The 23776-nt window shown below is 40.2% G+C and carries 21 protein-coding genes and 1 tRNA gene; 10 read left to right on the forward strand and 12 right to left on the reverse strand.

From position 1 onward, the window contains the following. Window position 1: 1 nt before the first annotated feature. Window positions 2-3205 (reverse strand): TonB-dependent receptor, encoded by a 3204-nt coding sequence (locus tag ASE74_RS16140; protein WP_055911193.1) that lies wholly within the window; start codon window positions 3203-3205, stop codon window positions 2-4. A gap of 567 nt (window positions 3206-3772) precedes the next feature. Next, entirely contained in the window at window positions 3773-4789 is a 1017-nt protein-coding gene (locus ASE74_RS16145; RefSeq protein ID WP_235526127.1) for a glycosyl hydrolase, read from the reverse strand. 156 nt (window positions 4790-4945) lie between these two features. Here ASE74_RS16145 and ASE74_RS16150 point away from each other — a divergent pair, with 156 nt between their 5' ends. From ASE74_RS16150 to ASE74_RS16165, 4 genes are all read left to right on the forward strand, one after another. Next, the gene (locus ASE74_RS16150; protein ID WP_055911195.1) at window positions 4946-8119 is read left to right on the forward strand and encodes a two-component regulator propeller domain-containing protein; all 3174 of its coding nucleotides are present in this window, start codon (window positions 4946-4948) and stop codon (window positions 8117-8119) included. Beyond that, window positions 8104-8928: a response regulator gene (locus ASE74_RS16155; protein WP_055911197.1), complete on the forward strand. Its 825-nt coding sequence runs from the start codon at window positions 8104-8106 to the stop codon at window positions 8926-8928. The genes ASE74_RS16150 and ASE74_RS16155 overlap by 16 nt, the downstream gene beginning before the upstream one ends. A 76-nt stretch (window positions 8929-9004) precedes the next feature. Then, window positions 9005-9445, forward strand: a complete 441-nt coding sequence (locus ASE74_RS16160) for a DoxX family protein (RefSeq protein WP_235526128.1) — start codon at window positions 9005-9007, stop codon at window positions 9443-9445. Window positions 9446-9617: 172 nt separating this feature from the next. Further along, window positions 9618-9707, forward strand: a tRNA-Ser gene (locus ASE74_RS16165). 569 nt (window positions 9708-10276) lie between these two features. On the opposite strand, the gene ASE74_RS16170 is transcribed toward ASE74_RS16165, so the two are convergent. The 4 genes from ASE74_RS16170 to ASE74_RS16180 form a co-directional block, all read right to left on the reverse strand. Next, window positions 10277-11146, reverse strand: a complete 870-nt coding sequence (locus ASE74_RS16170; protein ID WP_055911201.1) for an SDR family oxidoreductase — start codon at window positions 11144-11146, stop codon at window positions 10277-10279. Between the two features lie 102 nt (window positions 11147-11248). Further along, window positions 11249-11662 carry a hypothetical protein gene (locus ASE74_RS25200; protein ID WP_235526129.1) on the reverse strand — a complete coding sequence of 138 codons (414 nt, stop codon included), beginning with the start codon at window positions 11660-11662 and terminating at the stop codon, window positions 11249-11251. Next, window positions 11638-12195, reverse strand: coding sequence for a polysaccharide deacetylase family protein (locus tag ASE74_RS25205; RefSeq protein ID WP_235526130.1), 558 nt, complete (start codon window positions 12193-12195; stop codon window positions 11638-11640). Before ASE74_RS25205 ends, ASE74_RS25200 begins: the two co-directional genes overlap by 25 nt. Window positions 12196-12208: 13 nt before the next feature. After that, window positions 12209-12955 (reverse strand): SDR family oxidoreductase, encoded by a 747-nt coding sequence (locus tag ASE74_RS16180; protein ID WP_055911203.1) that lies wholly within the window; start codon window positions 12953-12955, stop codon window positions 12209-12211. A 108-nt stretch (window positions 12956-13063) separates the two neighbouring features. On the opposite strand from ASE74_RS16180, the gene ASE74_RS16185 reads away from it, so the two are divergent. After that, window positions 13064-13492, forward strand: a complete 429-nt coding sequence (locus ASE74_RS16185) for a helix-turn-helix domain-containing protein (protein ID WP_055911205.1) — start codon at window positions 13064-13066, stop codon at window positions 13490-13492. A 241-nt stretch (window positions 13493-13733) separates the two neighbouring features. Here ASE74_RS16185 and ASE74_RS25210 read toward each other — a convergent pair whose 3' ends face one another. Further along, a complete protein-coding gene (locus ASE74_RS25210; RefSeq protein ID WP_235526132.1) occupies window positions 13734-13874 on the reverse strand; it encodes a hypothetical protein in 141 nt (46 codons plus the stop codon). A gap of 139 nt (window positions 13875-14013) precedes the next feature. On the opposite strand from ASE74_RS25210, the gene ASE74_RS25505 reads away from it, so the two are divergent. The 3 genes from ASE74_RS25505 (at window position 14014) to ASE74_RS16205 (ending at window position 16395) form a co-directional block, all read left to right on the forward strand. Then, window positions 14014-14265 (forward strand): helix-turn-helix domain-containing protein, encoded by a 252-nt coding sequence (locus tag ASE74_RS25505; protein ID WP_162235820.1) that lies wholly within the window; start codon window positions 14014-14016, stop codon window positions 14263-14265. A 273-nt stretch (window positions 14266-14538) separates the two neighbouring features. Then, entirely contained in the window at window positions 14539-15477 is a 939-nt protein-coding gene (locus ASE74_RS16200) for a helix-turn-helix domain-containing GNAT family N-acetyltransferase (RefSeq protein WP_055911211.1), read from the forward strand. A 9-nt stretch (window positions 15478-15486) separates the two neighbouring features. Then, window positions 15487-16395 carry a ketopantoate reductase family protein gene (locus ASE74_RS16205; protein ID WP_055911212.1) on the forward strand — a complete coding sequence of 303 codons (909 nt, stop codon included), beginning with the start codon at window positions 15487-15489 and terminating at the stop codon, window positions 16393-16395. 131 nt (window positions 16396-16526) lie between these two features. Here the strand turns inward: ASE74_RS16205 and ASE74_RS16210 are convergent, their stop codons facing one another. The 5 genes from ASE74_RS16210 to ASE74_RS16230 form a co-directional block, all read right to left on the reverse strand. Continuing rightward, complete coding sequence (locus ASE74_RS16210; RefSeq protein ID WP_055911214.1) at window positions 16527-17291, reverse strand: LytTR family DNA-binding domain-containing protein; 765 nt, start codon at window positions 17289-17291, stop codon at window positions 16527-16529. Further along, window positions 17272-18315 (reverse strand): sensor histidine kinase, encoded by a 1044-nt coding sequence (locus ASE74_RS16215; protein ID WP_055911217.1) that lies wholly within the window; start codon window positions 18313-18315, stop codon window positions 17272-17274. The genes ASE74_RS16210 and ASE74_RS16215 overlap by 20 nt, the downstream gene beginning before the upstream one ends. Then, window positions 18312-18782: a hypothetical protein gene (locus ASE74_RS16220; protein ID WP_055911218.1), complete on the reverse strand. Its 471-nt coding sequence runs from the start codon at window positions 18780-18782 to the stop codon at window positions 18312-18314. The genes ASE74_RS16215 and ASE74_RS16220 overlap by 4 nt, the downstream gene beginning before the upstream one ends. Window position 18783: 1 nt before the next feature. Next, window positions 18784-19806: a heme-binding domain-containing protein gene (locus ASE74_RS16225; protein ID WP_235526133.1), complete on the reverse strand. Its 1023-nt coding sequence runs from the start codon at window positions 19804-19806 to the stop codon at window positions 18784-18786. Window positions 19807-20175: 369 nt separating this feature from the next. Beyond that, the gene (locus ASE74_RS16230; protein ID WP_055911220.1) at window positions 20176-20664 is read right to left on the reverse strand and encodes an Lrp/AsnC family transcriptional regulator; all 489 of its coding nucleotides are present in this window, start codon (window positions 20662-20664) and stop codon (window positions 20176-20178) included. A gap of 308 nt (window positions 20665-20972) precedes the next feature. Between ASE74_RS16230 and ASE74_RS16235 the strand changes: the two genes are divergently transcribed. After that, window positions 20973-21929: an NAD-dependent epimerase/dehydratase family protein gene (locus tag ASE74_RS16235; RefSeq protein WP_055911222.1), complete on the forward strand. Its 957-nt coding sequence runs from the start codon at window positions 20973-20975 to the stop codon at window positions 21927-21929. A 173-nt stretch (window positions 21930-22102) separates the two neighbouring features. Beyond that, window positions 22103-23758 carry a hypothetical protein gene (locus ASE74_RS16240; protein WP_235526134.1) on the forward strand — a complete coding sequence of 552 codons (1656 nt, stop codon included), beginning with the start codon at window positions 22103-22105 and terminating at the stop codon, window positions 23756-23758. The last annotated feature ends 18 nt before the right edge of the window (window positions 23759-23776 follow it).

Genomic DNA, 23776 nt, shown 5'->3' on the forward strand with positions numbered 1-23776 from the left:
GTTACAGTGTTAGTTTAAGACCGATATTGAAGAACTTATTTTGTGGGTACTGTAATCCATTGTCATCAGCAATTTCAGGGTCAACGCCATAATCTTTTAAGTTATCGATAGAGAATAAGTTGTATCCGTTTACATATACCCTGGCATTCTGGATCTTGATTTTTTCAGCCCAGCTTTTAGGGATGGTATAACCAATTTCGAGTGTACGGGCACGCAGATAACGTACATTATGCATCCAGAAGGTAGAGTTTTTGTTGTAATCGCTATGTGTTGCATCATTAAACCTAAGCGCAGGGTATTTACCTGCCACCCAAGGGCTGTTCAGGTTAAAAGGATCGGTACGGTGCCAGCTGTCATCAGCAAAATTCTGTAATAAAGCACCTGTATTTTGGAATGCCCAGCGTTGTTCCCAGTTTTGGTTCCATGAGTACAATGCACCGCCTGAGAAATCTGCTGTAAAATCGAAGTTTTTGTAAGAACCGCCTATAGTAAAACCGAAACCGATATTGGGCTGACCTTGCGTGGTATAACCGATAGGTCTTTCATCAAATCCGTCAATCCTGCCATCACCATTCTGATCTTTGTAAATTAAATCACCAGGGAGTAAAGAGCGGTTACCTTTACCATCAATGTTCACTTTGTAATTGTTGATTTCATCAATGCTCTGAAACTGGCCGGTTACTTCATAACCCCAGAAGATATCGGTGTATCTATTGGTGCTATTGTTCCTGTAATTTTCCCATGAGTTACCAAAGCGTGGTTTATAAACATCGATCATCTTTTTTCTGCTAATGGAAAAATTTCCGCCAACGTTGTAGTTAAATTCGCCGATTTTATCTCTGTAGTTTAAGGCAAACTCACCTCCAAACTGTGCATCGCTGTTCAGGTTTTCAGGGTTTTGTGGATACCCCAGTTCTACAGGTACCTGAACATCATTTTTAATGGCAAATAACCCTGTACGTTTTCTATAAAAATAATCTGCCGTACCGGAAAGCTTGCTTCCGAACATCGAAAAGTCTAATCCGATATCGGTTATTTTGCTTTTAAACCAGCTCAGGTTATTTATAATCGGGCCTAAATCACGTGAGGTGGTAATGTTTTTGCCATCCAGAATAACTGTTCCCTGGTTGTACCTGTAACCTGGAATATAGGCAAACGGATCAATAGGAAGATCATCATCACCCAATACACCGTAAGATGCACGGAGTTTTAAATCGTTTAAGATGTTGCTCTCACCTAAAAGTGATTTGATAAATTTCTCCTGGGTAATTCTCCATCCGATGGAAGCAGATGGAAAATAGCCAACCCGTCTGTCAGGTGCAAATTTCCATGAGGCATCTCTACGGCCTGAAAGTTCCAGGTAATATTTGTTATCATAGTTATAGTTTAACCTGGCTACATAACCTATTCGGGCCTGCTCTTCCTGTACATCTGCAAAATCCTGTCCATCCATATCGGCAAACTGCAATACCGGTAAAATATTGGTCTGCGGTACGGCATGCTGAAAAGTGTATGTTCTAAAACGATCTAAACGCTCGGCTACCAAAACCCCACCTACGGTATGTTTGCCAAATGTGCGGTTATAGTTGGCCTGTATCTGATAGGTATTTGTATATATTTTCTCATTTCTACGCTCACGGTACGGATTGGAGCTGCCCACTTTTTCTTCGTAAACACCTGTTTCGGGATGGTAGGTATATACATTATAGGTATACTCATGCCCGTTAATTACGTTATCGGCTATGTAATAAGAATACAATCCTTTGATTTCCAATCCTTTTATTGGTGTATCGTAACTTGCAGATAAATTGGTTTGGAGTACGCGCCAATCTGATCTCCAGTATCCGGTAAGTGCTTTACTCTGCACGGCAAACTGTTCGGTATTGTGGCCGATATCGTTAGGGTAATTTGGGTTGCCATTGGCATAAGCCTGCTCTGTTGGTCTGTTTCTTAATAAGGCGAAACGGGCGGCGAAATAATCATCTCCACCTGGTACACCTGGCTGGTCGCGACTTTCGATACGGCCGTTAATGAGCATACCAACTTTAAAACGGTCGGTTATTTTTGCTTCGATATTACTTTGAATATTGGTTCTGTTAAAATCGAATTCGCGTGCGGTTCCATAAACACCTTTTTGATCTAATCGGGTGGCAGAAAAATAATAATTTACTTTATCGGTACCTCCTGATGCACTTAAATTAACGGAGCTTTGCGGTGCATTTGGTGCAATAATAATATCTTTCCAGTTTTGACTCTGGTAGCCGTATTCCGTACCGGCTTTCCATTTATCCAGTTCTGCCTGGGTAATGTCAGTTCTGCCATTGGCATTCAATTCGGCGGTGGCTTTGCCTAACATCCAGGTATAAGCATCGGTGGTTTCAGGAAAACGTACCCAATTTTGCCATCCTGTGTAAGCATCTACGCTAAAGGTATTACGCGTACTGTTTTTACCCCTCTTGGTGGTTACCAATATTACGCCATTTGCTGCCCTGCTACCATAAATAGCTGCCGAGGCATCTTTAAGCACGCTAATTGTTTCAATATCGTTTGGTGATATGTTATTAAACTGGCCTGCATCCTGCTGTATTCCATCAATAACATATAACGGGTTGCCCATGTTACGGATCTGGATATTGGCGCTTGATCCTGGTCTGCCATCGGGCATTCTGAACGAAACCCCAGGCAATTTGCCCGCGAGGCCTGTACTTACTGTAGAGCCTCCATGCACTTTTTCGAGATCTTTACTGCTAATGGAAGAAATGGCCCCCGTAATGGCTTCCTTTTTCTGCGTGTTGTAACCTACAACAACAACTTCCGAAAGGTCGTTATCAGAAGGTTTAAGTTTAACGTTGATTTGCGTGCGACCAGCAATTGCAACTTCCTGATTGGCGTAGCCGACGTAAATAAAAATCAGTGTGGCGTTTTTATCGCTTACCTGGATTTTAAATTTTCCATCTCCATCTGTAGTAGCACCCGTGCTTGTACCTTTAATTTTAATACTGGCACCAACAACGGTCTCCCCTTTTTCATCGGTAACTGTTCCGGTAACGGTAGTTTGCGCTTGTGCACTGAGCTGAAATGAAAGCAAGATTAAGGTAATTGAAGTAAAAATAGCAGTGAGGACCTTGTGTTTCAAAAATATTTTTTGAAGCAGGTACCTATCCAGGCGTACAAAGCCGCCGTAAGAGAATAAACTTCTTTTCATATGGGTTAGATATTTGGTTAGTTACTAGAAGTAAATGGTTTTAGTTCGATTTAATTCTTGTCAAAGATTCGGTTTTTCGCTGTAGCACGGGATACGCATTTGTATCAATATTTCTTCAATTTGTCTCGATTTGCAGCTGGAGGAAGCGCGGTATTTCTTTGGTTTTTTACCACAGATGGGTAGAGATAAACACTAATAATGTTTTGTGTTGTGTCATATTTTGCGGAGTTGAAGGAGGTTTCTTTGGTTTTTTACCACAGATGGGCACAGATAATATTTTGTGTTGTGTCATATTGTGCGAAATGAAACGTAGCGGAGAAGTCTAAGCGAATCATAACAAAGGACAAAAATAGCGAGTGCATTACGATTCCCGCATGCGCGGGAAAGGACGAGCGTAGTTGAAATGCTAGTGAAAGATTGCTACGGCTCGCTCTTCCCCTGCCTAGCAATGACAAATTTTATGCATTTCACTTTAAAACCTTCCTGTCGTGGGCAGCGGCAAATCAAAGTAAGTAATCTTCAAAAAAACTCATTTTGCGGGCACCTCTCTGGGTAGGAAGGTAATATTTAAGGCTGGCTCAGGTAAAAATCAAAAGGTTTATCCCGGTCGCATACCAGCGTTCCATCTTTAAACTCCAGTTCTGCAACGTGGATAGATGTGCGTTTATTTGAATATGAAAAGGTGTAATCCTGATCCAACCTGCCTTCGAAATGGGTTTTGCGTCCGGGATGGGTAAAGTAAAAAATATAGGCTTTACCCCCAACTACCTGTACATCGGCATGGGCACCGGTTGGGGTATCTTCAGCCCTATGCCCGGGCACATCCAAAACCATCCCCTGCTTCTCCCAGCTTTCGCCATCTTTTGAGCGGTAAACCCGTTGGCCGTGCCATTCATCGGTAATCATCCAATAAAAGTTGTTAAAGAAAAAAGCTTTTGCACCCTCGTGCGGGGCACCACCTATGGCCGGCTCTGCCTGTGCTACCCAATGTTGAAGATCCTTGCTTTCGGCTGTCATGGTTATGCTCCCTTTAGAACTGTCTTTATACCACATGTGCCATTTCCCGTCGGGCATTTTTAATAAGGTTGGATCAATCACATGGTCTGAATTTAAGGTAATGAAACCTTTATATTTCCATTTAAATAAATCCTTGCTAGTGTAATGCGCAATTTTTGCCGTGCCTCCCCAATGGTTACGTACGCCTTTAATATAGGCGAGGTACATATGGTAAATGCCTTTTTCGTAAATTACATCGGGTGCCCAAAAGGTATTCACACCGGGTTCAAAATTTAAATCGAGTGCACCTTTATACACAAAAGTTTGCCCGTTATCAGTAGTAGTGGCCACACCGATATTGGTACCGTAGCAATAAGCTACATCATTGGTTTGTGCGTTTGCCCTGCGCTGCGTGTAAAGCATCCACCAACTTTTTTCGGCATGGTTGTATACAATAACAGGGTCTGCAGCGCCATCATAAATCGGATCGCGGTATAGGGGTGATGGTGCAAGCCGCAGTTGTTGTGCATAAGTGTTAACAGTTAACAATAGCAGAATGGATAAAATTATTGGCCTTAAGTTTCTCACGATTGGTTTATACCGGTTAGTAAGGCACAAATAATAGAATTTGCCCTGGAGCACAAAATTCATCTGTCTCAATCTTTCCACTTATCCTCTCAAATTCAATTTGAGTTAAAAGCAAAGCATTTCTTTAATATATTTGAAGCTGCTGACCAATATAAATTGAAAAAACTCCTCATCCTTTTATGTTTAACTTTCTCAGCCAACCTGCTGCTGGCTCAGCCTTATTATTTCAGGCATTACCAGGTAGAAAACGGACTTTCTAACAATACTGCATTTTGCAGTGTACAGGATGGAGATGGTTTTATGTGGTTCGGTACGAAGGATGGCCTTAACCGCTTTGATGGTTACGCTTTTAAAACTTACCGCCACGATCCGGATAAGGCAGGCAGTTTGGGCAACGATCTGATTTATGCCCTGCATTACGACCAGCATAAAACGCTGTGGGTTGGCACAAACAATGGTGTATACAGGTATAATCCATCCAAAGAGAGTTTCAGCATAATTAAAGGCACCGAAGGGATGCGTATTATTGATTTGAACAGTGATATGAAGGGAAATTTATGGATTTTATCTTCATTTAAAATCTACCTTTATCAAAAAAGCACTAAAAAAATGCAGGTTTTTGGCAACAATGCCCGTTTTGATGCTTCGCTGGTTACTGTGTTAAAAAATGGCAGTGTATGGATCAGTACCGGGAAGGGAACGGTAGAAAAATACAATCCTGAAGAAAATAATTTCCAGAGTTTCAATATTAATGGGATAAACAAAAAGCCGGAATATGGTTGGGTATCACGACTTGCCGAAACCGGGAACGGCAAACTGCTAATTGGCACCACCAACCAGGGCGTAAAACTATTTGACCCTGTTACACGGCAATCAAAAAACATTTTAAAACTGAACGACGACCAGACGCCGATCTTTGTGAGGGATATTAAAAAAACAGGTTTAAATGAATTCTGGATTGCAACAGAATCGGGGATTTACATTTATAACGATTCGACCGAAAAAATCACACACATCCAGAAACAATATAACAATGATTACTCCTTAAGCGACAATGCCATTTATTCGATTTGCCAGGATCGTGAGGGGGGCGTTTGGACGGGTACTTATTTTGGTGGCGTAAATTATTACTCGAGCCATACATCGTTGTTTACCAAATACTTTCCGCAAAAAGGTACGAATTCCATTAGCGGAAGTGATGTAAGGGAAATTACCAGAGACCTGGCTGGCAATTTCTGGATCGGGACTGAAGACGCAGGCCTGAACAAGCTCGATATCAAAACCGGGCAGTTTAAACACTTCCTGCCAGATGGCAGGCCCGGAAGCATTGCCTATTCGAACATCCATGGTTTGCTGGTTGATGGAGATAAGCTTTGGATCGGTACTTTTGAACATGGGCTGGATGTGTTAGACCTGAAAACCGAGAAAGTAATTAAACATTACCAGGCGGGCGTAGGAAATGCTTTACGCACCAACTTTATTGTAACCTTTTGCAAAACACGTTCGGGAGAGATATTAGTAGGCACCATAAATGGAATTTACCGCTATAACCGCAAACGCGATGATTTTGATCCTATAGCTGGTCTTCCTTTTATTTTTTACGATTCGGTTATTGAAGATAGCCAGGGCAATATTTGGGCAGGAAGCTTTAACGATGGGGTTTTCCGCTTTAATTTATCCAAACCCGGATATGTAAACTTCCGGAACAGCACCAGTGATGCAAAAAGTTTAAGCCACAATACGATAAACAGCATTTTTGAAGATAAGCAACATCAAATGTGGATAACTACAGATGGTGGCGGACTGAGCAGGTTCGACAAAAAAACGCAGCAGTTTAAACGGTATGGTGTTAAAAATGGCTTCCCCAGCAATTACCTTTTCAGGATTAAACAAGATGCATCAAATAAGTTCTGGATCAGCAGTACCCGCGGGCTAATCCACTTCGATCCGGCAACGGCGCTAAGCAAAACATACTCCAAAGCCAACGGATTGCTAACCGATCAGTTTAATTACAACTCGGCCTACCAGGGTAAAGATGGCCGCATTTATTTTGGAAGTGTAAAAGGTTTGATCAGTTTTAATCCGGCTGACCTCACCGCTACCACTTATGAAACCCCTGTTTTTTTAACCGGTTTTCAGGTGAACAGCACCGAAATTGGCTTAAATGGGGCAAATGCCATATCAGATAAATCAATCGTTTATGCAGACACTATTGAACTTAACTACAACCAGTCATCTTTCAGTATCGATTTTGCCGCCCTGAGCTACCGTTCTCCGGAAATGACAGAATACGCTTACAAAATGAGCGGACTTTATAAAGATTGGGAATATCTAAAAACCAACAGAAAGGTTTACTTCACCAAACTTGCGCCGGGCAAATATACTTTTGAGGTAAAGGCACTGGTAGAAGGAAGCAATACCTGGAGCAACAAAAACGTAAAATTACTGATCAGGATCAGTCCGCCCTTTTATTTAAGTCCGTTTGCCTATTTTATTTATTTCATCAGTGCAGGTGCAATTATTTTCTTTTTGGTATCCCGTTACCATCAAAAAATTGCGTTGAAAAACAGCAGGCGCATGGAGGTTTTTGAACATGAGAAGCAGAAGGAAGTTTACCAGGCGAAGATTGAGTTTTTTACCAATGTTGCACACGAAATCAGAACGCCGTTAACGTTGATTATCGGCCCGATGGAAAAGTTGATTAAACAGGCCGATGCCATTCCTGCAATTGAAAAAAACCTCCGCATTATGGGGCGTAACACCGACAGGTTATTAAAGCTGACCAATCAGTTATTGGATTTCAGAAAAACAGAAACCAGCGATTTCTCTTTGAATTTTGTTAAGGCGGACATTACTGAGATTTTGAAGGATGTATATTTACAGTTTCAACCAGCTGCCGAACAGCGCACAGTCAATTACCTGATCAACTTACCTGAAAAAGCCTTTTCAGCCTATATTGATGTGGAAGCTTTTTATAAAATTATCAGCAATTTGATTGATAATGCCATTAAATACGGCAAAACAACTGTCGAAATTAAGCTTGAACAAACCGCTGGGGAAGATAAATTCAGGGTGACTGTTATGAACGATGGCCATAAGATTCCAAAAGAAATACAGAACAAAATTTTCGAACCGTTTTTCAGGGCCAAGGAAACTGAAATCACCAGGGGTACTGGTATCGGACTATCAATTTCCAAATCGCTCGCGCAGCTACACAGTGGTGAACTTTACCTGGATTTTAATCACAACGATTTTAATATATTTGTATTGGAACTGCCCATCCATCAACTTATTGAATTTAACCTGAACGGAAAATGGAAGAAATTGTAGGTACGCACGCGATAAAATATCCTCAGGAAGCAGATAAAGCTGTAGTGCTTTTAGTAGATGACAATGAGGACATTCTTGATTTTATATCGGATGACCTGGAAGAAAAATACCATGTATTGCAGGCCCGTAACGGTGTGGAAGCTTTGAAAGTTTTGGAGCACGAGATTGTTCAGCTTATCATCAGCGATGTAATGATGCCGGAGATGGATGGTTTTGAGTTCTGTGCAAAAATTAAATCGACGTTAGAATTTAGCCACATCCCTGTGATTTTACTTACGGCAAAAAACTCATTGCAATCAAAAATTGAGGGTTTGGAACTGGGTGCTGATGTTTATGTTGAGAAACCTTTTTCACCAGCATTTCTGCAGGTTCAGATTTCCAGTCTGATTAAAAACAGGAACAAGATTAAAGAATATTTCTCGAGTTCTCCGCTATTGCACATCAAAAGTATTGCTTACTCCAAGGCTGATGAGGTATTTTTGGAGAAGCTTCAGGATACGATCAATAAAAACATCAGCAACCAGAGTTTGGATGTAGAACACCTGGCCGAAAAGATGAACATGAGCCGCCCTACGCTGTACCGAAAAATTAAATCCATCTCCAACTTAAGTCCTAACGAACTGATTAACCTTGCCCGTTTAAAAAAAGCCGCAGCATATCTAAATGAGGGATTATTGAAAATATACGAGATCTCGGAAATAGTTGGTTATAGCTCTCAATCACATTTCGGCAGAAACTTTGCCAAACAGTTTGGAATGTCGCCTACTGATTATTTACACAGCAAAACGGCAGAGAAAAAAAAGCCTTAAAAATCAAATAGTTAACCATTGTTATTCTATTTATTTTTATGTAAATTGTCATAACCAAAATATAGAAGTTATGAACATGCTTAAGAAAATCCAAATTTGGGGTGATCAGCATCACCCAAAATGGTTAGACTATTTTAGAATCTTATTAGGCCTTATATTAATGTGGAAGGGTATTGATTTTTACATCAATATGCAAGCTTTCAGCAATTTAATGAGGGGAGCCTTTTTAGGTACCGCTGTGAGCATTAGTTTACTGGCGCACCTCATTATTGTACTGCATGTTATAGGTGGACTTGCCATTACTTTAGGCACACATACCCGCACATTCTGTTTGGTTAATTTACCGATACTCATTGGCGCAGTTTTCTTTATCAATATTTCTGGTGGTATTTTTAAGCCTTATTCAGAATTCTGGTTTTCGGTTTCGGTATTGGTGGGTTTAGTTTGTTTTGTTATAGAAGGAAACGGTATATTATCTGTAGATCGCGATAAAATTTACCCAAATCAGGCGCTTTAACATAATTTCACACTCATTATAAAGCAGATAATTGGCACATTTAAGCTATTTATCTGCTTTTTTTTATTTTCTTTCATGCGCTAACTTAATGATAAACAACACTTAGCATATCTTTTAAAATATTTCTTTGGAAATCATTTGCAGATTTGCTTCAAGTTTGTACTTTTGCGGCGGAGAGTTGGCAGAGTGGTCGATTGCGGCAGTCTTGAAAACTGTTGACTTGTCAAAGGGTCCGCGGGTTCGAATCCCCCACTCTCCGCCAGTGTATAATCAAAATACATCAAAACGCTTTAAACTGTATGTTTAAAGCGTTTTTGTCTATAGGCCATAGCAAAATCATACAATTTATACGATTCTGAGTTGCCCCAACAGGTGTCCTATCTACACATCTAAATCCGGGGCACCTTAATTCCTCGTAAGAGCTTGATGGCATGGATCAACAAAAAAATATAAGGGCTTTAATAACAACTAACCATTTTTTATAGGTCCAATGATCTGTGGCATACCTTCCGGCATGCGCGCAAGCTTGATATGTCTGGTTTTCATACTTGAATGCTAATTAAATTCCGTAGTTACCGGCAAGGGCTTTTTCTTATTTACTAACCTAACATTATAACGAACCACCATCAAACAATAATGCGTCATTTGTAGCATGACTACCTTTCTTCTTGATTAATTTTTTTATTGAAAGCTTGTATTGGAATTTAATTTTCATTTCTGATATCAAATCCAAAATGCTCTCCAGTATGTAATTTGAGCAAGAATATAACCTCTGGCGCCTGGCAGCTCAGAGCTATTTGATTCGCATCCAGTATTTGCAGTCAGCAATAATTAGGCTAGAGTTGATTCGATATACTTTTTAAAATTCGTTGTCTTTCTACCCAATAACCTTTCTAAGTCGCCTGATTGATGTTCGAATTCACCCTCTTCGATTGCTACCACCCAACTGGTGAGGAATTTGGCGACTTTTCGAGACGTTCCTTTCGCAATTAACTCACCAGTATATTCTTCGGCTGTGATGGTGGAAAAAGGGACAGGTTTTCCTTTTTCTTCTGCAAGAATTTTAGCGATTTCAGCAAATGAAATAGTTTCGCTTCCACCTAGTGAATACGATTTCTTTTGGTGTCCCGGCGTAGAAAGTATTTCGGCATGGGCTTCCGCCAGTTCATCTCTTGTTGCAGGTACCATTTTCCCGTTGCCTGCGGGAACTTTTATCCCATTTCCATAAGGGTTGGAATCATAGTAGATAGACAAAATATCTGTAAAAGGGGGATGGTATAAAATGGTATAATCAAGTCCTGATGACTTAAGTACTTGTTCCGTAAAAAGATCTGATTCCGTAATTTCAGGCATTATACGTCCTGAGTCTTCTTTCCGCATTATCGACATATACACCACATGCTTAACGCCAGCTTGGCGGGCAGCGGTAATCACATTGTAATGCTGGGTAAATCGGTCTGAGAAAGCGACTGCACTGGTGAGCATCACTTTATCAACACTTTTAAATGCGCGCAATAAAGAATCATAATTTAGATAATCTCCAAAGCGAACTTCAATACCTTTGGCAGCTAAATTAATTCCCTCTTCCTTTTTTCGGGTAAGGCCAATAATTTGGTCTGCAGGAAAACCTTTTTTTAATAAATGCTCAACTGTTCCTTTTCCAATTGTACCTGTTATTCCTGTTACTAATATTTTTGTCATGATATAATTTACTTGATTTCAAACAATGGCAGTAGATTGTATTAATGCTGAAATACAATGAAAAGACTGCATGTTGTGAAGCCTTTTCACTGTAATCGCATACTATTCGCGAATACTTGTTGGGTCATTAAGCGTCATCTTGGCTATTTCGTCTTTGCGTTTGAATGCAACACCAGAATGCTTCTGCATGTACCTGATCAATTCTGTTGCCGCCTTAACCATCTGCGGCGTACCGCTGACACGGTCATGAAAGGTTAAGGAAAGTTGCCTGCGCCGGGTTGCCGACTCTTCGTAAAGTTGATCGAACTCCATTTTCACCTGCGTGATGTACTGGTCTGGCGAAAAATTTCTTATTTCGATCATGCCCAGATCATTATTACGTATCGTGTATGGAACTACCGCAAAATCCTTTTCGTTAACTTTGATAATAAACGGCTCATCACGGCCTAAGTCATCAATATGATAAATGCATCCAAGCTCCTGTAATATCTTCAGAGTGTTTTCACTACGGCGCAAAAAGTTGGCATGTAACCAACCGGCGTTTGTCCGGTTACTTTTTTAATCGCATCTAAGCCATCTTTAATGAATATTTTTTCTTCTTTATACGACATGTCGTATTCATCTTTCCAGGTCATACCGTGCCCGGAAGCCTCATGCCCACGGCCTACAATCTCTTTAGCCAGGGCAGGATTTCTTAACACAGCAGAGCCCACCATATGGGTTGTTACTTTGATGCCTAATTTATCCCAGTTATCCAGCATCCGTGGGATACCTTCTTTATATCCGTATTCGTACCAGGTGCTTGCAGGCAAGTCTTTATAACCGGGTTTCATATTGGGCGGAAAAGGGCTTGGTGCATTATCCGGCTGGCCGCCTGCTTCAAAAAGCATGGTGGCGGAAACGACGAGCCGTGAGCCATCTGCCCACTTTGATGATTTGGAGGCATACAACTTATTAGGGCTTTCAGCCATAGATATTTGATTTGCACCAATGAAACCTGCCAGCGATAACAGGCCAGTTTGTTTAATAAAATCTCTTCTGTCTGTCATAACTTTGCCCCAATTAATAAAGTCCCTGGTTAAACTTCGCTATGGCTGCATCAGGGTTAGCAAAGTAGTCAGTACGTTGCCTGCCCGCTTCCCCAACAAAGATCTCGTAACGGTCCTCATTAATCCCGGTATAGATGTCTTCAGCAGCAACTTCAGGTGGCAAGCCATGTTGCTCGCCCCCCATATCTTTGGTTGCATCTGTATTGATCAGCGATGGCATTACTTCAAAAACCTTGATGTTGGTATCTGATGATAAGGTTAAACGTAAAGCAACTGAATGCGAATGCAAGGCTGTTTTAGCGTCTGAGTAAGTCGGCAAAACCAACAGCGGATGGAATGCCACATTGGAAGTAATATTTACAATTGCCGCTTCGGGCTGCTTTTTTAATAGCGGCAACAAGGCTTCGATTAACCTAACCGGGGCAAAATAGTTGGTTTCAAATTCCTGCTTTGCTTTATCAACCGCATTTGCGCCTTCGCCCAGTTTATAAACAAATCCCACGCCGGCATTATTGATCAATAAGCTAAGATTGCCGTAAAAAGTTTCCAGTTTTGTAACGAGATTTTTAACAGCATCTGCGTCGGTCACATCGGAGACGATATAATTAATACCTAACTCATTGGCAGCTTTTGCCAACTTATCTTCATTGCGACCAGTTATAACTACCCTGGTTCCTTTTTCACTTAAAAATTTTGCTGTTGCATAACCGATTCCTGAACCACCACCGGTAATCAGGACTGTTTTGTTCTTAATATCCATGATTTCTATTTATTAATAATAATATTTAAATTTGCTTGCCATTTGCAAGTAAACAAAGATAAAATATAATACTTGCAAGTTGCAAGTATTATTTAACATTTTTATGTCATGAAAGAAATTCAGCACCGATCTGATTGTCCGATAGCTTATTCCTTAGATTATTTAGGCGACAAGTGGATAATTTTAATTCTAAGGGACCTGATCTTCACCAGTAAGTCGAGTTATGGTGATTTTCTCAGTTCTGGTGAAAAAATAGCTACTAATATTCTTGCAGACCGGCTTAAGCTTTTAGAAGCAAACGGATTTATAAAATCTTCGGTATCTCCCGAAAAAAAGAACAAGTTTATCTACAATCTTACAGAGAAAAGTATTGACCTGATCCCCCTTATTGTCGAATTAATGATTTGGGGATCGAAGTACGATTCATATCCCATAAAAGAGGCGGTTAAAAAATTGGAAAAAGATAAAGAAGGCACTATACGGGAAATCCGGGAGAAACTTTTGCAGCGTTTAAAAAGCGATGCTCCTGCAAAATAGCATCATATATTTTGAGGCTGAAAGCTTTTAATAGATATTGGATTTTAAAGACTTTAATTAGATTGCACTGTAGGAATTTCCACTTTAACATTGCCGAATAGTATGTTAAAGAGCGATTAGATTTTTCCCGATTATCGGATCATGGTATTTAACGTCGCAGGGTTTAATTCCACAGATTCATAATGCTTCCTTGCTATTTTCAAAATGAAGCCATCATCATAGGCCAGCATGTTACCGTCGGTTACTTTGTTAAAATATATGCCCCGCCTGTTGCCATGAAAAGAATTATTGCCGGCGTCACCTCACCTGGATTCACTACCAATGTATGTGCTTCACCTGCCGGTTCATATAATAAAAGTTCCCGGTTTAGCTGTCCATTCATGTTCGAGGTAGTACCAATTTCCGCGTAAGGTGTAGCCAACTGATGTTGAATGAAAATGCGGTGGCATTTGAGCTCCTGCCTCTGCCCTTAGAATCACGGTAAAACTTCTATTGCTCAAATTAAATTGGTAGGGCAGGATTTGGAAATATGGCGCGGAAGGTACAGCACTATTGTCGCAGCGCGAGGCCGACCTTCTGCTGTTCTCTTACAAAACAAAATTAAATTGTTGGATCGCAAATCTACTTTGCTTAAATTTTGGGGTGAAGATAATCGCTTCAATGCAAGGAGGATGAATGTATACATTACCAGGCTGCATAAGTTCCTTAAATCAGAACCTTCAATTGTTAGACAAAGTATAAGGGAACAAGGATATAAATTAGCAGAAATTTAATGAGTCATACTGGAACAAGATATAAGTTTGAGTTGGTGAGTGTGGTCTCAATAGCTATTTCGCACAACCTCTTGTGTAATAGACTTGGCAGGCTACCAGTATTTAAGCACCTTATCTTTTTAAGTCAACCCTTCCAATCGATCTAACTACATGTTCGTTAATACCAATATTTAAACAATTTTTTTGAATCTAAAAATAACATTGATTAAAAGAAAGTTGACAAGTATCAACAATTATAGTTGATAGGTGTCAACTTATTACTATATTTGCTTTATGAAAAAAGATATAGAGCAAATCAGGAGTTTTAACCGCTTCTATACCGCCCATCTCGGTTTATTGAATGAGCATATTTTAGACGGTCCATATTCTTTGGCGGAAGCCCGCATTTTATTTGAGATAGGAATAAGACAGCCAGTAACCGCGCAGGAACTGGCCACATTGCTCACCTTGGACAAAGGTTATTTGAGCAAAATCATTAAAATGTTTGTAAATGATGGCGTGATTGCACGGACACCCTCAAAGGAGGACTCGCGTGTCTATCATATCAACCTGACCGCTCAGGGTTCAAATCTATTAAAAGATCTACAGGGAAAATCCGACCATCAAATCGAAGGATTTTTAACGAAGCTCTCGCCCGACGAAGCAGACATGTTAGTGAATTCCATGAAAACGGTCCAAAATCTATTGTCAGCAGATTATAGCAATCTGTTGCTGTCCGGTCAGGTTGTTTACCGTGAAGGATTAAAGCCAGGCGATGTCGGGTATCTGATCTATCTGCATGGCATACTTTATGCCCGCGAATCTGGTTATTCGCAGGAATTTGAAGGTTATATGGTCAAAACTTTTTACGAGTTTCTGGAACATTATGACACGGGTAGAGATAAAATATGGCTGGCTACTTATAATGGGCAGATCATCGGATGTATCGCCATCTTAGCTAAGCCCGATAATGAAGCGCAATTGCGCTGGTTCCTTGTGCACCCGGTATTCAGGGGTACCGGCGTAGGCAAACACTTGCTTCATGCAGCGCTAACTTACTGCCGCGGGCAGCAGTTCAAAAACGTATACCTACTGACTACTGATGTACAGCAAAAGGCCATTGCCATGTACAAAAAAGCAGGCTTCCAGCCAACAGCGTCTATACAAATGGAGCAATGGGGCAAAACGCTTCATGAAGAACGTTACGACCTTGATTTGACAACACAGCATTAATTAATTATTATGAAATATTTAGTAATTGGCGCCGGAGGAACCGGCGGCCTTATAGGAGGCTATTTGGCAAAAAACCAGCTTGATGTAACACTCATAGCGCGTGGTGAGCACCTCAGAGTTATTCAGCAAAAGGGCCTTACCGTTAAAACTTACGGCGAAGAACCTGTTCACCTAACCAACATTAAAGCTATTGGTGAAGATGCGCTGGAAAATCAAAAATTTGATGTAATTTTTGTTTGTGTGAAGGCTTATCATTTGAGTAGCATTGTACAGATGCTAAAAGATGCAGCTAAGGAGCAAACGATGATCATCCCCATTTTAAACTCGCTGGGCAGTGGTGCCTATCTGCGTACTGAGTTGCCCCGACTAAATATTTATGATGGCTGTATCTATATCACAGGTTATATTTCAGCACCCGGAGAGGTAAGTCAGAATAACCAGATCTTTAGAATTTTTTACGGGTTGGAAGAGGAAAATAAAAATGATAACTCAAGAGATAAAATGGAAAGCGAAGTACGGGAAAGCGGTATAGATATCCGGTACAGTGCAGTTATTACCAGCGAAATATTTAAAAAATTAACCTTTACTTCGGCTTTTGCGTCCTGTGCAGCTTATCATAACATACAAGCATCATCTTTGCAGTCAGATGAAACTTACCGTAACCACTTCATTAGCTTACTTAAAGAGTTAAAGCAAATATCAGACGCTGCAAACTTTGGCCTAACCGACAATTTTTTCAAGGAGAATCTTCAAATCCTGGACGATCTTTCTGCTGACTTTACTGCTTCCTTTCAAAAAGATTTACAGCAGAATAAACCAGATGAGCGCAATGAAATTATTCATGATATGGTGCGACTGGCGGCCCGGAACAGCATCCAAATTCCGCATTATGAAAAAATTGCAAAACATTTCAGATAAACATGCTGCCGGCATAATGCTTATCATGGATATCAGTCAGCGTAAAAGTCGGAAAGATAAACACAATTGTACGGCAGTATTTTTATCAAATACAGAACAGTAATACCTATGATGCATTCAATAATTACATCTTATCGATTGTCCAGCCAGGCCAGAAATGAAGTAGCCTTATCTTTTCCAACCAGTAAATTCTCGTCCGTAGGTATAACTAATTTAACCAAGAGCTTCCGGGCAAAGTATTGCTCAACCTCTTTAACCGCTTTAAAGCTGATCAGGTACTGCCTGTTTAATTTAAAGAAATTTAACGGGGATAGTTGAGCGGTTATTTGCTCCAAAGACTGATTGATATGGAATGTTTCGCTATCGAAGGTCACTATTGTTATTTGTTCGTTATGGGCAAAAAAATAAGCGATGTCATCTGTAGGTAGGTTTAAATATTTTCCGTGCTTGTAAATCAGGAAGCTTGATTTACCGGTGTTCGGATGTTGAAGTTTTAGAATTTGAGCGATCAGCGCAGGAGAAATGTCACCGCTTCTTTGACCTATGAAACGGTCCATTTTATCGAAGGCTCTTCTAAAAGCATCTTCAGTAAACGGTTTTAAGATATAATCGATCCCGTTGGCCTTAAAAGCATCAACAGCGTATTCGTCATATGCGGTACAAAAAATAACCGGTGAGTCTACTTTAACCTTTTGAAATATTTCAAAGGATATGCCGTCAGCCAGCTGGATGTCCATAAAGATCAGGTCAGGTGCCTGATGAACCGACAGGTACTCTACTGATGTTGATACTTTCTGCAGGGGGCCGTCTACACGACTACCCGGACGGATCTGGGAGATCATTTTGATTAGCGCCCTGGCAGTTTTTAATTCATCTTCAATTACTAATATCTGCATTGGCCGGAAGCGCTACGGTGAAAAATTGGTGATTTGATTCTATAATAATCTGCTGTCCCATCAGGTGCAAATATCGCTGACCGATATTTTCCAGACCGATCATGTTCGATGGTTCAGGATGATTTTTTAGCTGTACGTTATTTTTAACTTTAATATATTTTCCATCCGAATAGATCGAAATATTTAAAGGCTGATCAAGGGAGATAATATTGTGCTTGATCGCGTTCTCCACTAAGAGCTGCAGGGTAAATGGAGGGGTTATTGCGCTTAGGTGCTCCGGAGAAAACTGGATCTGAAGATCAATGCCTTCTTCAAATCGCGACCTGACCAGAAAATAATAAGCATTTAGATTTTCGAGTTCCTTCTGCATCAATACCGAATCCTGTTGCCTGCTTTCCAGTGTATAGCGGTAAAAGTCAGATAATTTGACAATAAAATCAGCCGCAGTTGCATCACCGAAATCGACCATCGATTTCAAGGTGTTCAGACTGTTAAACAGAAAATGCGGATTAACTTGCTGCTTTAATACCTCGTATTTTGCGCTTAGGTAATCCGCTTTTGTCCGTTCGAGATCCATGCCGATTACCTGATTAGCGTAACTCTGAAAAAGCAAATACAAAAACATATAAATAGTCAAATTGATCAGGATGCCCCGGAACTGGTACATCATTATCATGGTACCAATAAGCTTATCGTTAAAGAAAAGTTGACCGCAAACTACCAATATTCCCATAACAAATATACCCAATGAAAGGCTTCTGATCAGCCTGAGCCCAAAAAACCTGGTCGTTAACGCCTTGTTGAAGAATTTTGGCAATGTATATAAGTTGTAAAACCAGACAAACAGCGAATAAATAAACGCTATAAAACAGTCGATGACAACTTCAGCAAAACTGATCTTCAGCTGTAATATTTTTGGAATAGAGGCCAGAATACCCATAAAGACAGCAGATGCCCAGATCACTTTTTGTGATACCTGGAAAACCCTGCCAGTTTCTTTATGTATGTATTTTTCAAAAATCATGGAATGATGGATGGCCTTTGTGTCAATATAAAATGTATGCGTTCATTTTGTCCTGTTGTATCTGCTGATAACAGGAGGTTTTTGCCCATAAATTTTCGATAAGTTACAAAATTAGTATGATTTCCTATATTGATCGTTTCTGCGGAAATCAACTCACCTGGTATTCGTGCGCCAAACCAATGGGCGTCATCCTGCTGTTTCCATGTCACTAATGTAAAGGAATTACCTGGCACATTTAAGTTTGATTCCTGCGTCGCATTTTTAAAATGCTCATCACCATAGAGGATGCTCATGGTGCCCACCTTTTTATTTATCAGGGAAGTAATTACCTTTTCATGCAGTTCTGACAACCTGAAAGTTGAAGGAAGCGAGGCTTTGCTGTTAATGAGACGATCTGGATCCGTGGCTCCTTTGCAGCCGGCTACAAATAATGAACCAGCTGCAATGATATAAAATATTAATTTCATTTTAATTCTTGATTGGAAAGGTGAACACATAATCATTGTCTTTCATCGGCTTATGACAGTTCATACATTCTGTTGTAAAAATCGCTGTTTTGCCATATGGCGTTAATTTTGGTGTTTTGAACCGGGCAAAGCCCCAGCCGTTCGTTGATCGGTATTTTTCAGCATTTTTGATCATGTATTCAACCTGTTTAAAAGCCCCGGTTGTTACATTTCCGTTTCTATCCTCCAGTTTATCCCAGGCAGCTTTTGCAAAAATAGTTCCATCGGGCCAGGGATTGTTATGATTAGTTTTGACAGCATTCACCGCGATATCATTTCCGTATATTACACGCATGGTGCCGTTATCAAAACGGTCCGATGTGCTGATGACCTGCCAGTTTTTGTAATCGGGAAGGTAGGTGATGTCGTTTAATGTTTTGGGTAGTTTTTGACGGTCGACAGATACTAAACTTTTTCGCTGATGCTCAAAGGCATTTATTTTGGCTGTATCTTCCGGCAGATCATGTATCATGCTGGTCAGGTATTTTTTTAGGACAATGAGATCCTTCGGCGAAACCCTGGCGTTAGGATGAACGACCTGATAGCTTTTAACCGGCATGGCTCCCTGCTCGATCTGATTGACAGCCTCCCAAAGTTTTGCTTTGCGATCCGCGGGTGCCAGCTTATCCCAATTAGAAAAGTTGAGCCCCTTTCTGCCGTCACGAACATGGGCTGCAACCTGCCAGTAAACCGGTTGTACCTGATCATACCATCGCAGTTTAGTTTCATTGGAATGGCAGTCGTAACAAGCTCTCACTAAAATATTTTTAACAGCCTTTGGAGCCTGAAAGTCCTGTGTGACTGGTGGGTCGTCAAGTCGTGGACGGAAAAACTGAAGACTGACCAATAAAACAACGATGAATGATACAGCCGGAAGAAAATACTTTTTCATGATTATGATTTCTGGTACAAATAAATTCAACAAATCTCGGTCTGGCAATCTAAATGTCCTGTAAGCGGCAAATTGGTTGCTGAGATTGGCCATTAAGCAGTTGAACAATAATTTGTATATTGTTAAAATAAATTTCGTTGACGTCCCCCCGAAAAACTGGCTCACTCATTTCTGAAATGGGCTGTCAGAATTTGCGTCTTTTTCAATTTAACCATTTATTAAACAGTGAATTAAAAAAGTGTAGGTTCCCGAACCTTTTTCATAAAATTGATGGAAATTTTTTGATACTAAAACAGAACGAAATTTTTGAAAAATATTACTTATCAGCAGCGATTAAATAAACTGCATTGAAGAACAGCATATATTTTAATAACTATTATGAGCGGTTATTAATTTCCTAAAGCTCAACCCAATAAATTTTTAATAGAATAACGAAAGTTTGAGAAAATTCTTCAGGTATTTTTATAAAACTTCTTGCTTATACCTGATTGGATAGCACAATGAGCGTTTGGCTTCATTAACTACAAACGTACTGTTAAGCGCACCTACATTTTCCAATTTGGAAAGTTTTTCCATAATAAAACGGTTATACTCAGGCATATCGCCCACTACGATTTTGATCAGAAAATCAAATTCTCCGGTGGTATGGTAACATTCCAGTACTTCGTGATATTCAATTACCTGGTTCTGAAAGTTGGATAAGGCCTCTGCACTATGAACAGTAAGTTTAATGTGCGAAAACGCAATCCACAGATCGGTAAATTTATTGCGGTTAATTACCGTTACAGTTTCTCCTATAAATTCTTCACGTCTCAACCTGCTCACCCTTTCGAAAATTGTACTGCCAGACCTTTTAAGTTTAGCAGCAATTTCCTTATTGGTCAGCCGTCCATCAGATTGAATGATCCGTAAAATGTCCAGATCAAGCTGATCCAGTGTGCTGTTGTGCATGCGTACTTGCTGTTTTATAGTAATTGCACCGGATAAAAATACAGAAAACCGTTAATCGCTTATTTAAATCGGGTAAATTGAAGCAAACTTAATGAGTTTCTTTGAAATGCACCAAATTACATCCAATAATATTTGGATTTTAACTAAAATGATGGCTAACAAGCAAAATTTAATTCCGCTATTTTGTTTCCATTAGAATAATTTCCGGATTTGCACAACTCTTGAGGAATTATGATCTCCAGCACCGAATTTCGTGGCTATAAATTCACTTTTTAATCAGTTAAAAAGGAGAAACAGACGTAAAAGAAATGGATCAGGAAAAAATATTAGTGATTGGTGCCTGCGGGCAAATCGGCAGAGAGCTTACAGCTGCATTGCGTTTAAAGTTTGGGCAAATGCAGGTGCTGGCATCCGATATTCAGGCGAAGAATAATTTATCTACAGAGGTTTTTCCTTATCAGCAACTGGATGTAACTGATGCCGATGCATTGGAAAAACTGATTGCAGATGAACAAGTTACACAGATTTACCATCTGGCCGCAATGTTATCAGCCAATGGCGAAAAAAATCCTAAAAAAGCCTGGGACCTGAACATGAACAGTTTGCTCAGCGTGCTGGATCTTTCAGTAAAATATGGCGTAAAAAAAGTATTCTGGCCGAGCAGCATTGCTGTTTTCGGTCCGGATTCTGAAAAAACAAATACCCCTCAACAGGGGATAACCGAACCATCAACCGTTTATGGCATCAGCAAGGCAGCAGGAGAATACTGGTGTAAATATTATTTCGAAAAATTCGGACTTGATGTGCGCAGTATCCGTTACCCAGGATTGATCAGTTATACGGGCGCACCTGGTGGCGGTACCACTGATTATGCAGTTGATATTTTTCATCATGGGGTAGAAGCCAAACCTTTTACGTGCTTCCTTAAAAAAGAAACAGTTCTTCCGATGATGTATATGGAAGATGCTATAAGGGCCACGCTCGAGTTGATGGATGCGCCGGTGGATAACATAAAAGTGCGTACTTCGTACAACCTGAGCGGGCTGAGCTTTAGCCCCGAGGAACTTGCAACAGAAATCGAAAAACTGGTGCCAGGTTTTAAAGTGGATTATACACCCGATTTCAGACAGCAAATTGCTGATAGCTGGCCGGGAAGCATTGATGATAGCGCAGCACAAACAGATTGGAACTGGAAACCTGCTTACAACCTTGAAGCTATGGTTAGCGATATGTTGTTAAACCTAAGGGCATTACAAGAAATTTAAGTAGATACTGTGCATCAATAGAAAAAATATTTAGTTAATGATTGAGCAGGTGGCCGCGATGGTTCCCTGCTTTTTATATTTCGCACATCCCAACTTTTTACATACCTTAAACTATCTTATCACGCCCGGGCAAACTTTGCTGTTCTTAATGAGTAACCATTAACCAAATTTTGATGATGAAGTACATCCTTTTACTGAGCTTATTTTTAAATAATTTAGTTGATTTACAAGCGCAGAACAAAATCCCGCTTCAAAATATAACAATCACCAGTAAGGCTCAAAAAACTGAGGTTATTGTTGATGATAAAGGTGAATTGCATTTAAACGTTTCTCCAACAGATGCATTAAAGTTTAAAACCGCAAAGTTGGTTCATTATAGCGATTTCGGGGCAAAGGGTGATGGAAAAACGGATGATATAGATGCCATCGCAGCAACCCATGCCTTTGCCAATCAACATGGCCTTATGGTAAAAGCTGATGCAGGCGCCACTTATTACATTGGCGGAAATGAGCGCACGGCAATTATTCAAACGGATACCGATTTTGGTACGGCCAACTTTATTATTGATGATACGGAAGTAAAAAACCGTAATGCATCTGTTTTCACCGTAAGTTCAGCCCTGAAATCATTTAAACTCAAAAATATTAACTCACTAAAAAAAAATCAGCAAAAAATCGATGTTAGCTTACCAAAACCGTGTTTAATTACAGCAACAAATTCCAGGGTTAAACAGTATATCCGGTTGGGCTTAAACCAAAACAACGGCTCATCGCAAACTGATATTTTTCTGGCAGATAAAAACGGTAATCTGGACAGGAAAGCACCGATTATCTGGGATTTTGAACAGCTTACTGATATTACTGCACTGCCGATTGATGAGCAGCCTTTGAACATTACCGGGGGCCGTTTTACTACAATTGCCAATAAAGAACAAGCTAAATACAACTATTACAGCCGCAATATTTCAATAAAAAGATCGCATGTTATTGTGGATGGTCTGCAACATTTCGTTAAAGGTGAAGGCGACCATGGGGCACCTTATGGCGGCTTTATCAACATCAGTGATTGTGCCTATGTAACGGTAAAAAACAGCATTTTAACCGGCCACCTTGCCTATAGCACTGTTGGGGCGGCGGGCAAGCCTGTTACCATGGGCACGTACGACCTTTCTGTAAACCGTGCAGTTAATATATCATTTATAAATTGCAGTCAAACAAATAGCATTGATGACAATAAATATTGGGGCATTTTAGGATCAAACTTTTGCAAAAATCTGCTTTATGATGGTTGTACCCTCTCCAGGTTTGATGCTCACCAAGGGGTTGCCAATGCCACCATCAGAAATTCTACCCTAGGTCATATGGGCATTAATGGTATCGGTAGTGGAATATTGAGCATAGAAAATTCTACAGTACATGCACGGAGCTTTATTAACCTGCGCCCTGATTACGGCAGTACCTGGCAGGGAAAATTGATGATTAAAAACTGTGTGTTTTTACCAGCCGCAGGTAAACCTATCACTGCTTCCATTATAAACGGCTCCAATTCTGGTGAGCATGATTTTGGGTATACCTGTTATATGCCGGCAAAGATTACCATCGAAAATTTACGGATTGAGGATGTCAATCATCCAGAAAATTACCAGGGCCCGGCTATTTTCGCTGATTTTAATCCAAAAATGAATGATAGCACCTACAAGGAAAAGTTTCCATATATAAAACCCAATGAGGTTATTTTAAAGAACGTAACCACAGCCAGTAAGAAAACATTGAGGATCAGCGATAATCTTTTCATGTTCAAAGATGTAAAGGTTAAAACGAACAATTGATTTTATTCCATATCCGGT

It is taken from the genome of Pedobacter sp. Leaf216, from assembly GCF_001421515.1.
Taxonomy (GTDB): domain Bacteria; phylum Bacteroidota; class Bacteroidia; order Sphingobacteriales; family Sphingobacteriaceae; genus Pedobacter.

Bases quoted from the DNA above. Each gene is read 5' to 3' on its own strand.
- ASE74_RS16140 (WP_055911193.1), bottom strand. From the start codon at position 3,205: ATGAAAAGAAGTTTATTCTCTTACGGCGGCTTTGTACGCCTGGATAGG.
- ASE74_RS16155 (WP_055911197.1), top strand. From the start codon at position 8,104: ATGGAAGAAATTGTAGGTACGCACGCGATAAAATATCCTCAGGAAGCA.
- ASE74_RS16160 (WP_235526128.1), top strand. From the start codon at position 9,005: ATGCTTAAGAAAATCCAAATTTGGGGTGATCAGCATCACCCAAAATGG.
- ASE74_RS16170 (WP_055911201.1), bottom strand. From the start codon at position 11,146: ATGACAAAAATATTAGTAACAGGAATAACAGGTACAATTGGAAAAGGA.
- ASE74_RS25205 (WP_235526130.1), bottom strand. From the start codon at position 12,195: ATGACAGACAGAAGAGATTTTATTAAACAAACTGGCCTGTTATCGCTG.
- ASE74_RS16180 (WP_055911203.1), bottom strand. From the start codon at position 12,955: ATGGATATTAAGAACAAAACAGTCCTGATTACCGGTGGTGGTTCAGGA.
- ASE74_RS16185 (WP_055911205.1), top strand. From the start codon at position 13,064: ATGAAAGAAATTCAGCACCGATCTGATTGTCCGATAGCTTATTCCTTA.
- ASE74_RS25210 (WP_235526132.1), bottom strand. From the start codon at position 13,874: ATGAATGGACAGCTAAACCGGGAACTTTTATTATATGAACCGGCAGGT.
- ASE74_RS16200 (WP_055911211.1), top strand. From the start codon at position 14,539: ATGAAAAAAGATATAGAGCAAATCAGGAGTTTTAACCGCTTCTATACC.
- ASE74_RS16205 (WP_055911212.1), top strand. From the start codon at position 15,487: ATGAAATATTTAGTAATTGGCGCCGGAGGAACCGGCGGCCTTATAGGA.
- ASE74_RS16210 (WP_055911214.1), bottom strand. From the start codon at position 17,291: ATGCAGATATTAGTAATTGAAGATGAATTAAAAACTGCCAGGGCGCTA.
- ASE74_RS16215 (WP_055911217.1), bottom strand. From the start codon at position 18,315: ATGATTTTTGAAAAATACATACATAAAGAAACTGGCAGGGTTTTCCAG.
- ASE74_RS16220 (WP_055911218.1), bottom strand. From the start codon at position 18,782: ATGAAATTAATATTTTATATCATTGCAGCTGGTTCATTATTTGTAGCC.
- ASE74_RS16225 (WP_235526133.1), bottom strand. From the start codon at position 19,806: ATGGCCAATCTCAGCAACCAATTTGCCGCTTACAGGACATTTAGATTG.
- ASE74_RS16230 (WP_055911220.1), bottom strand. From the start codon at position 20,664: ATGCACAACAGCACACTGGATCAGCTTGATCTGGACATTTTACGGATC.
- ASE74_RS16235 (WP_055911222.1), top strand. From the start codon at position 20,973: ATGGATCAGGAAAAAATATTAGTGATTGGTGCCTGCGGGCAAATCGGC.
- ASE74_RS16240 (WP_235526134.1), top strand. From the start codon at position 22,103: ATGATGAAGTACATCCTTTTACTGAGCTTATTTTTAAATAATTTAGTT.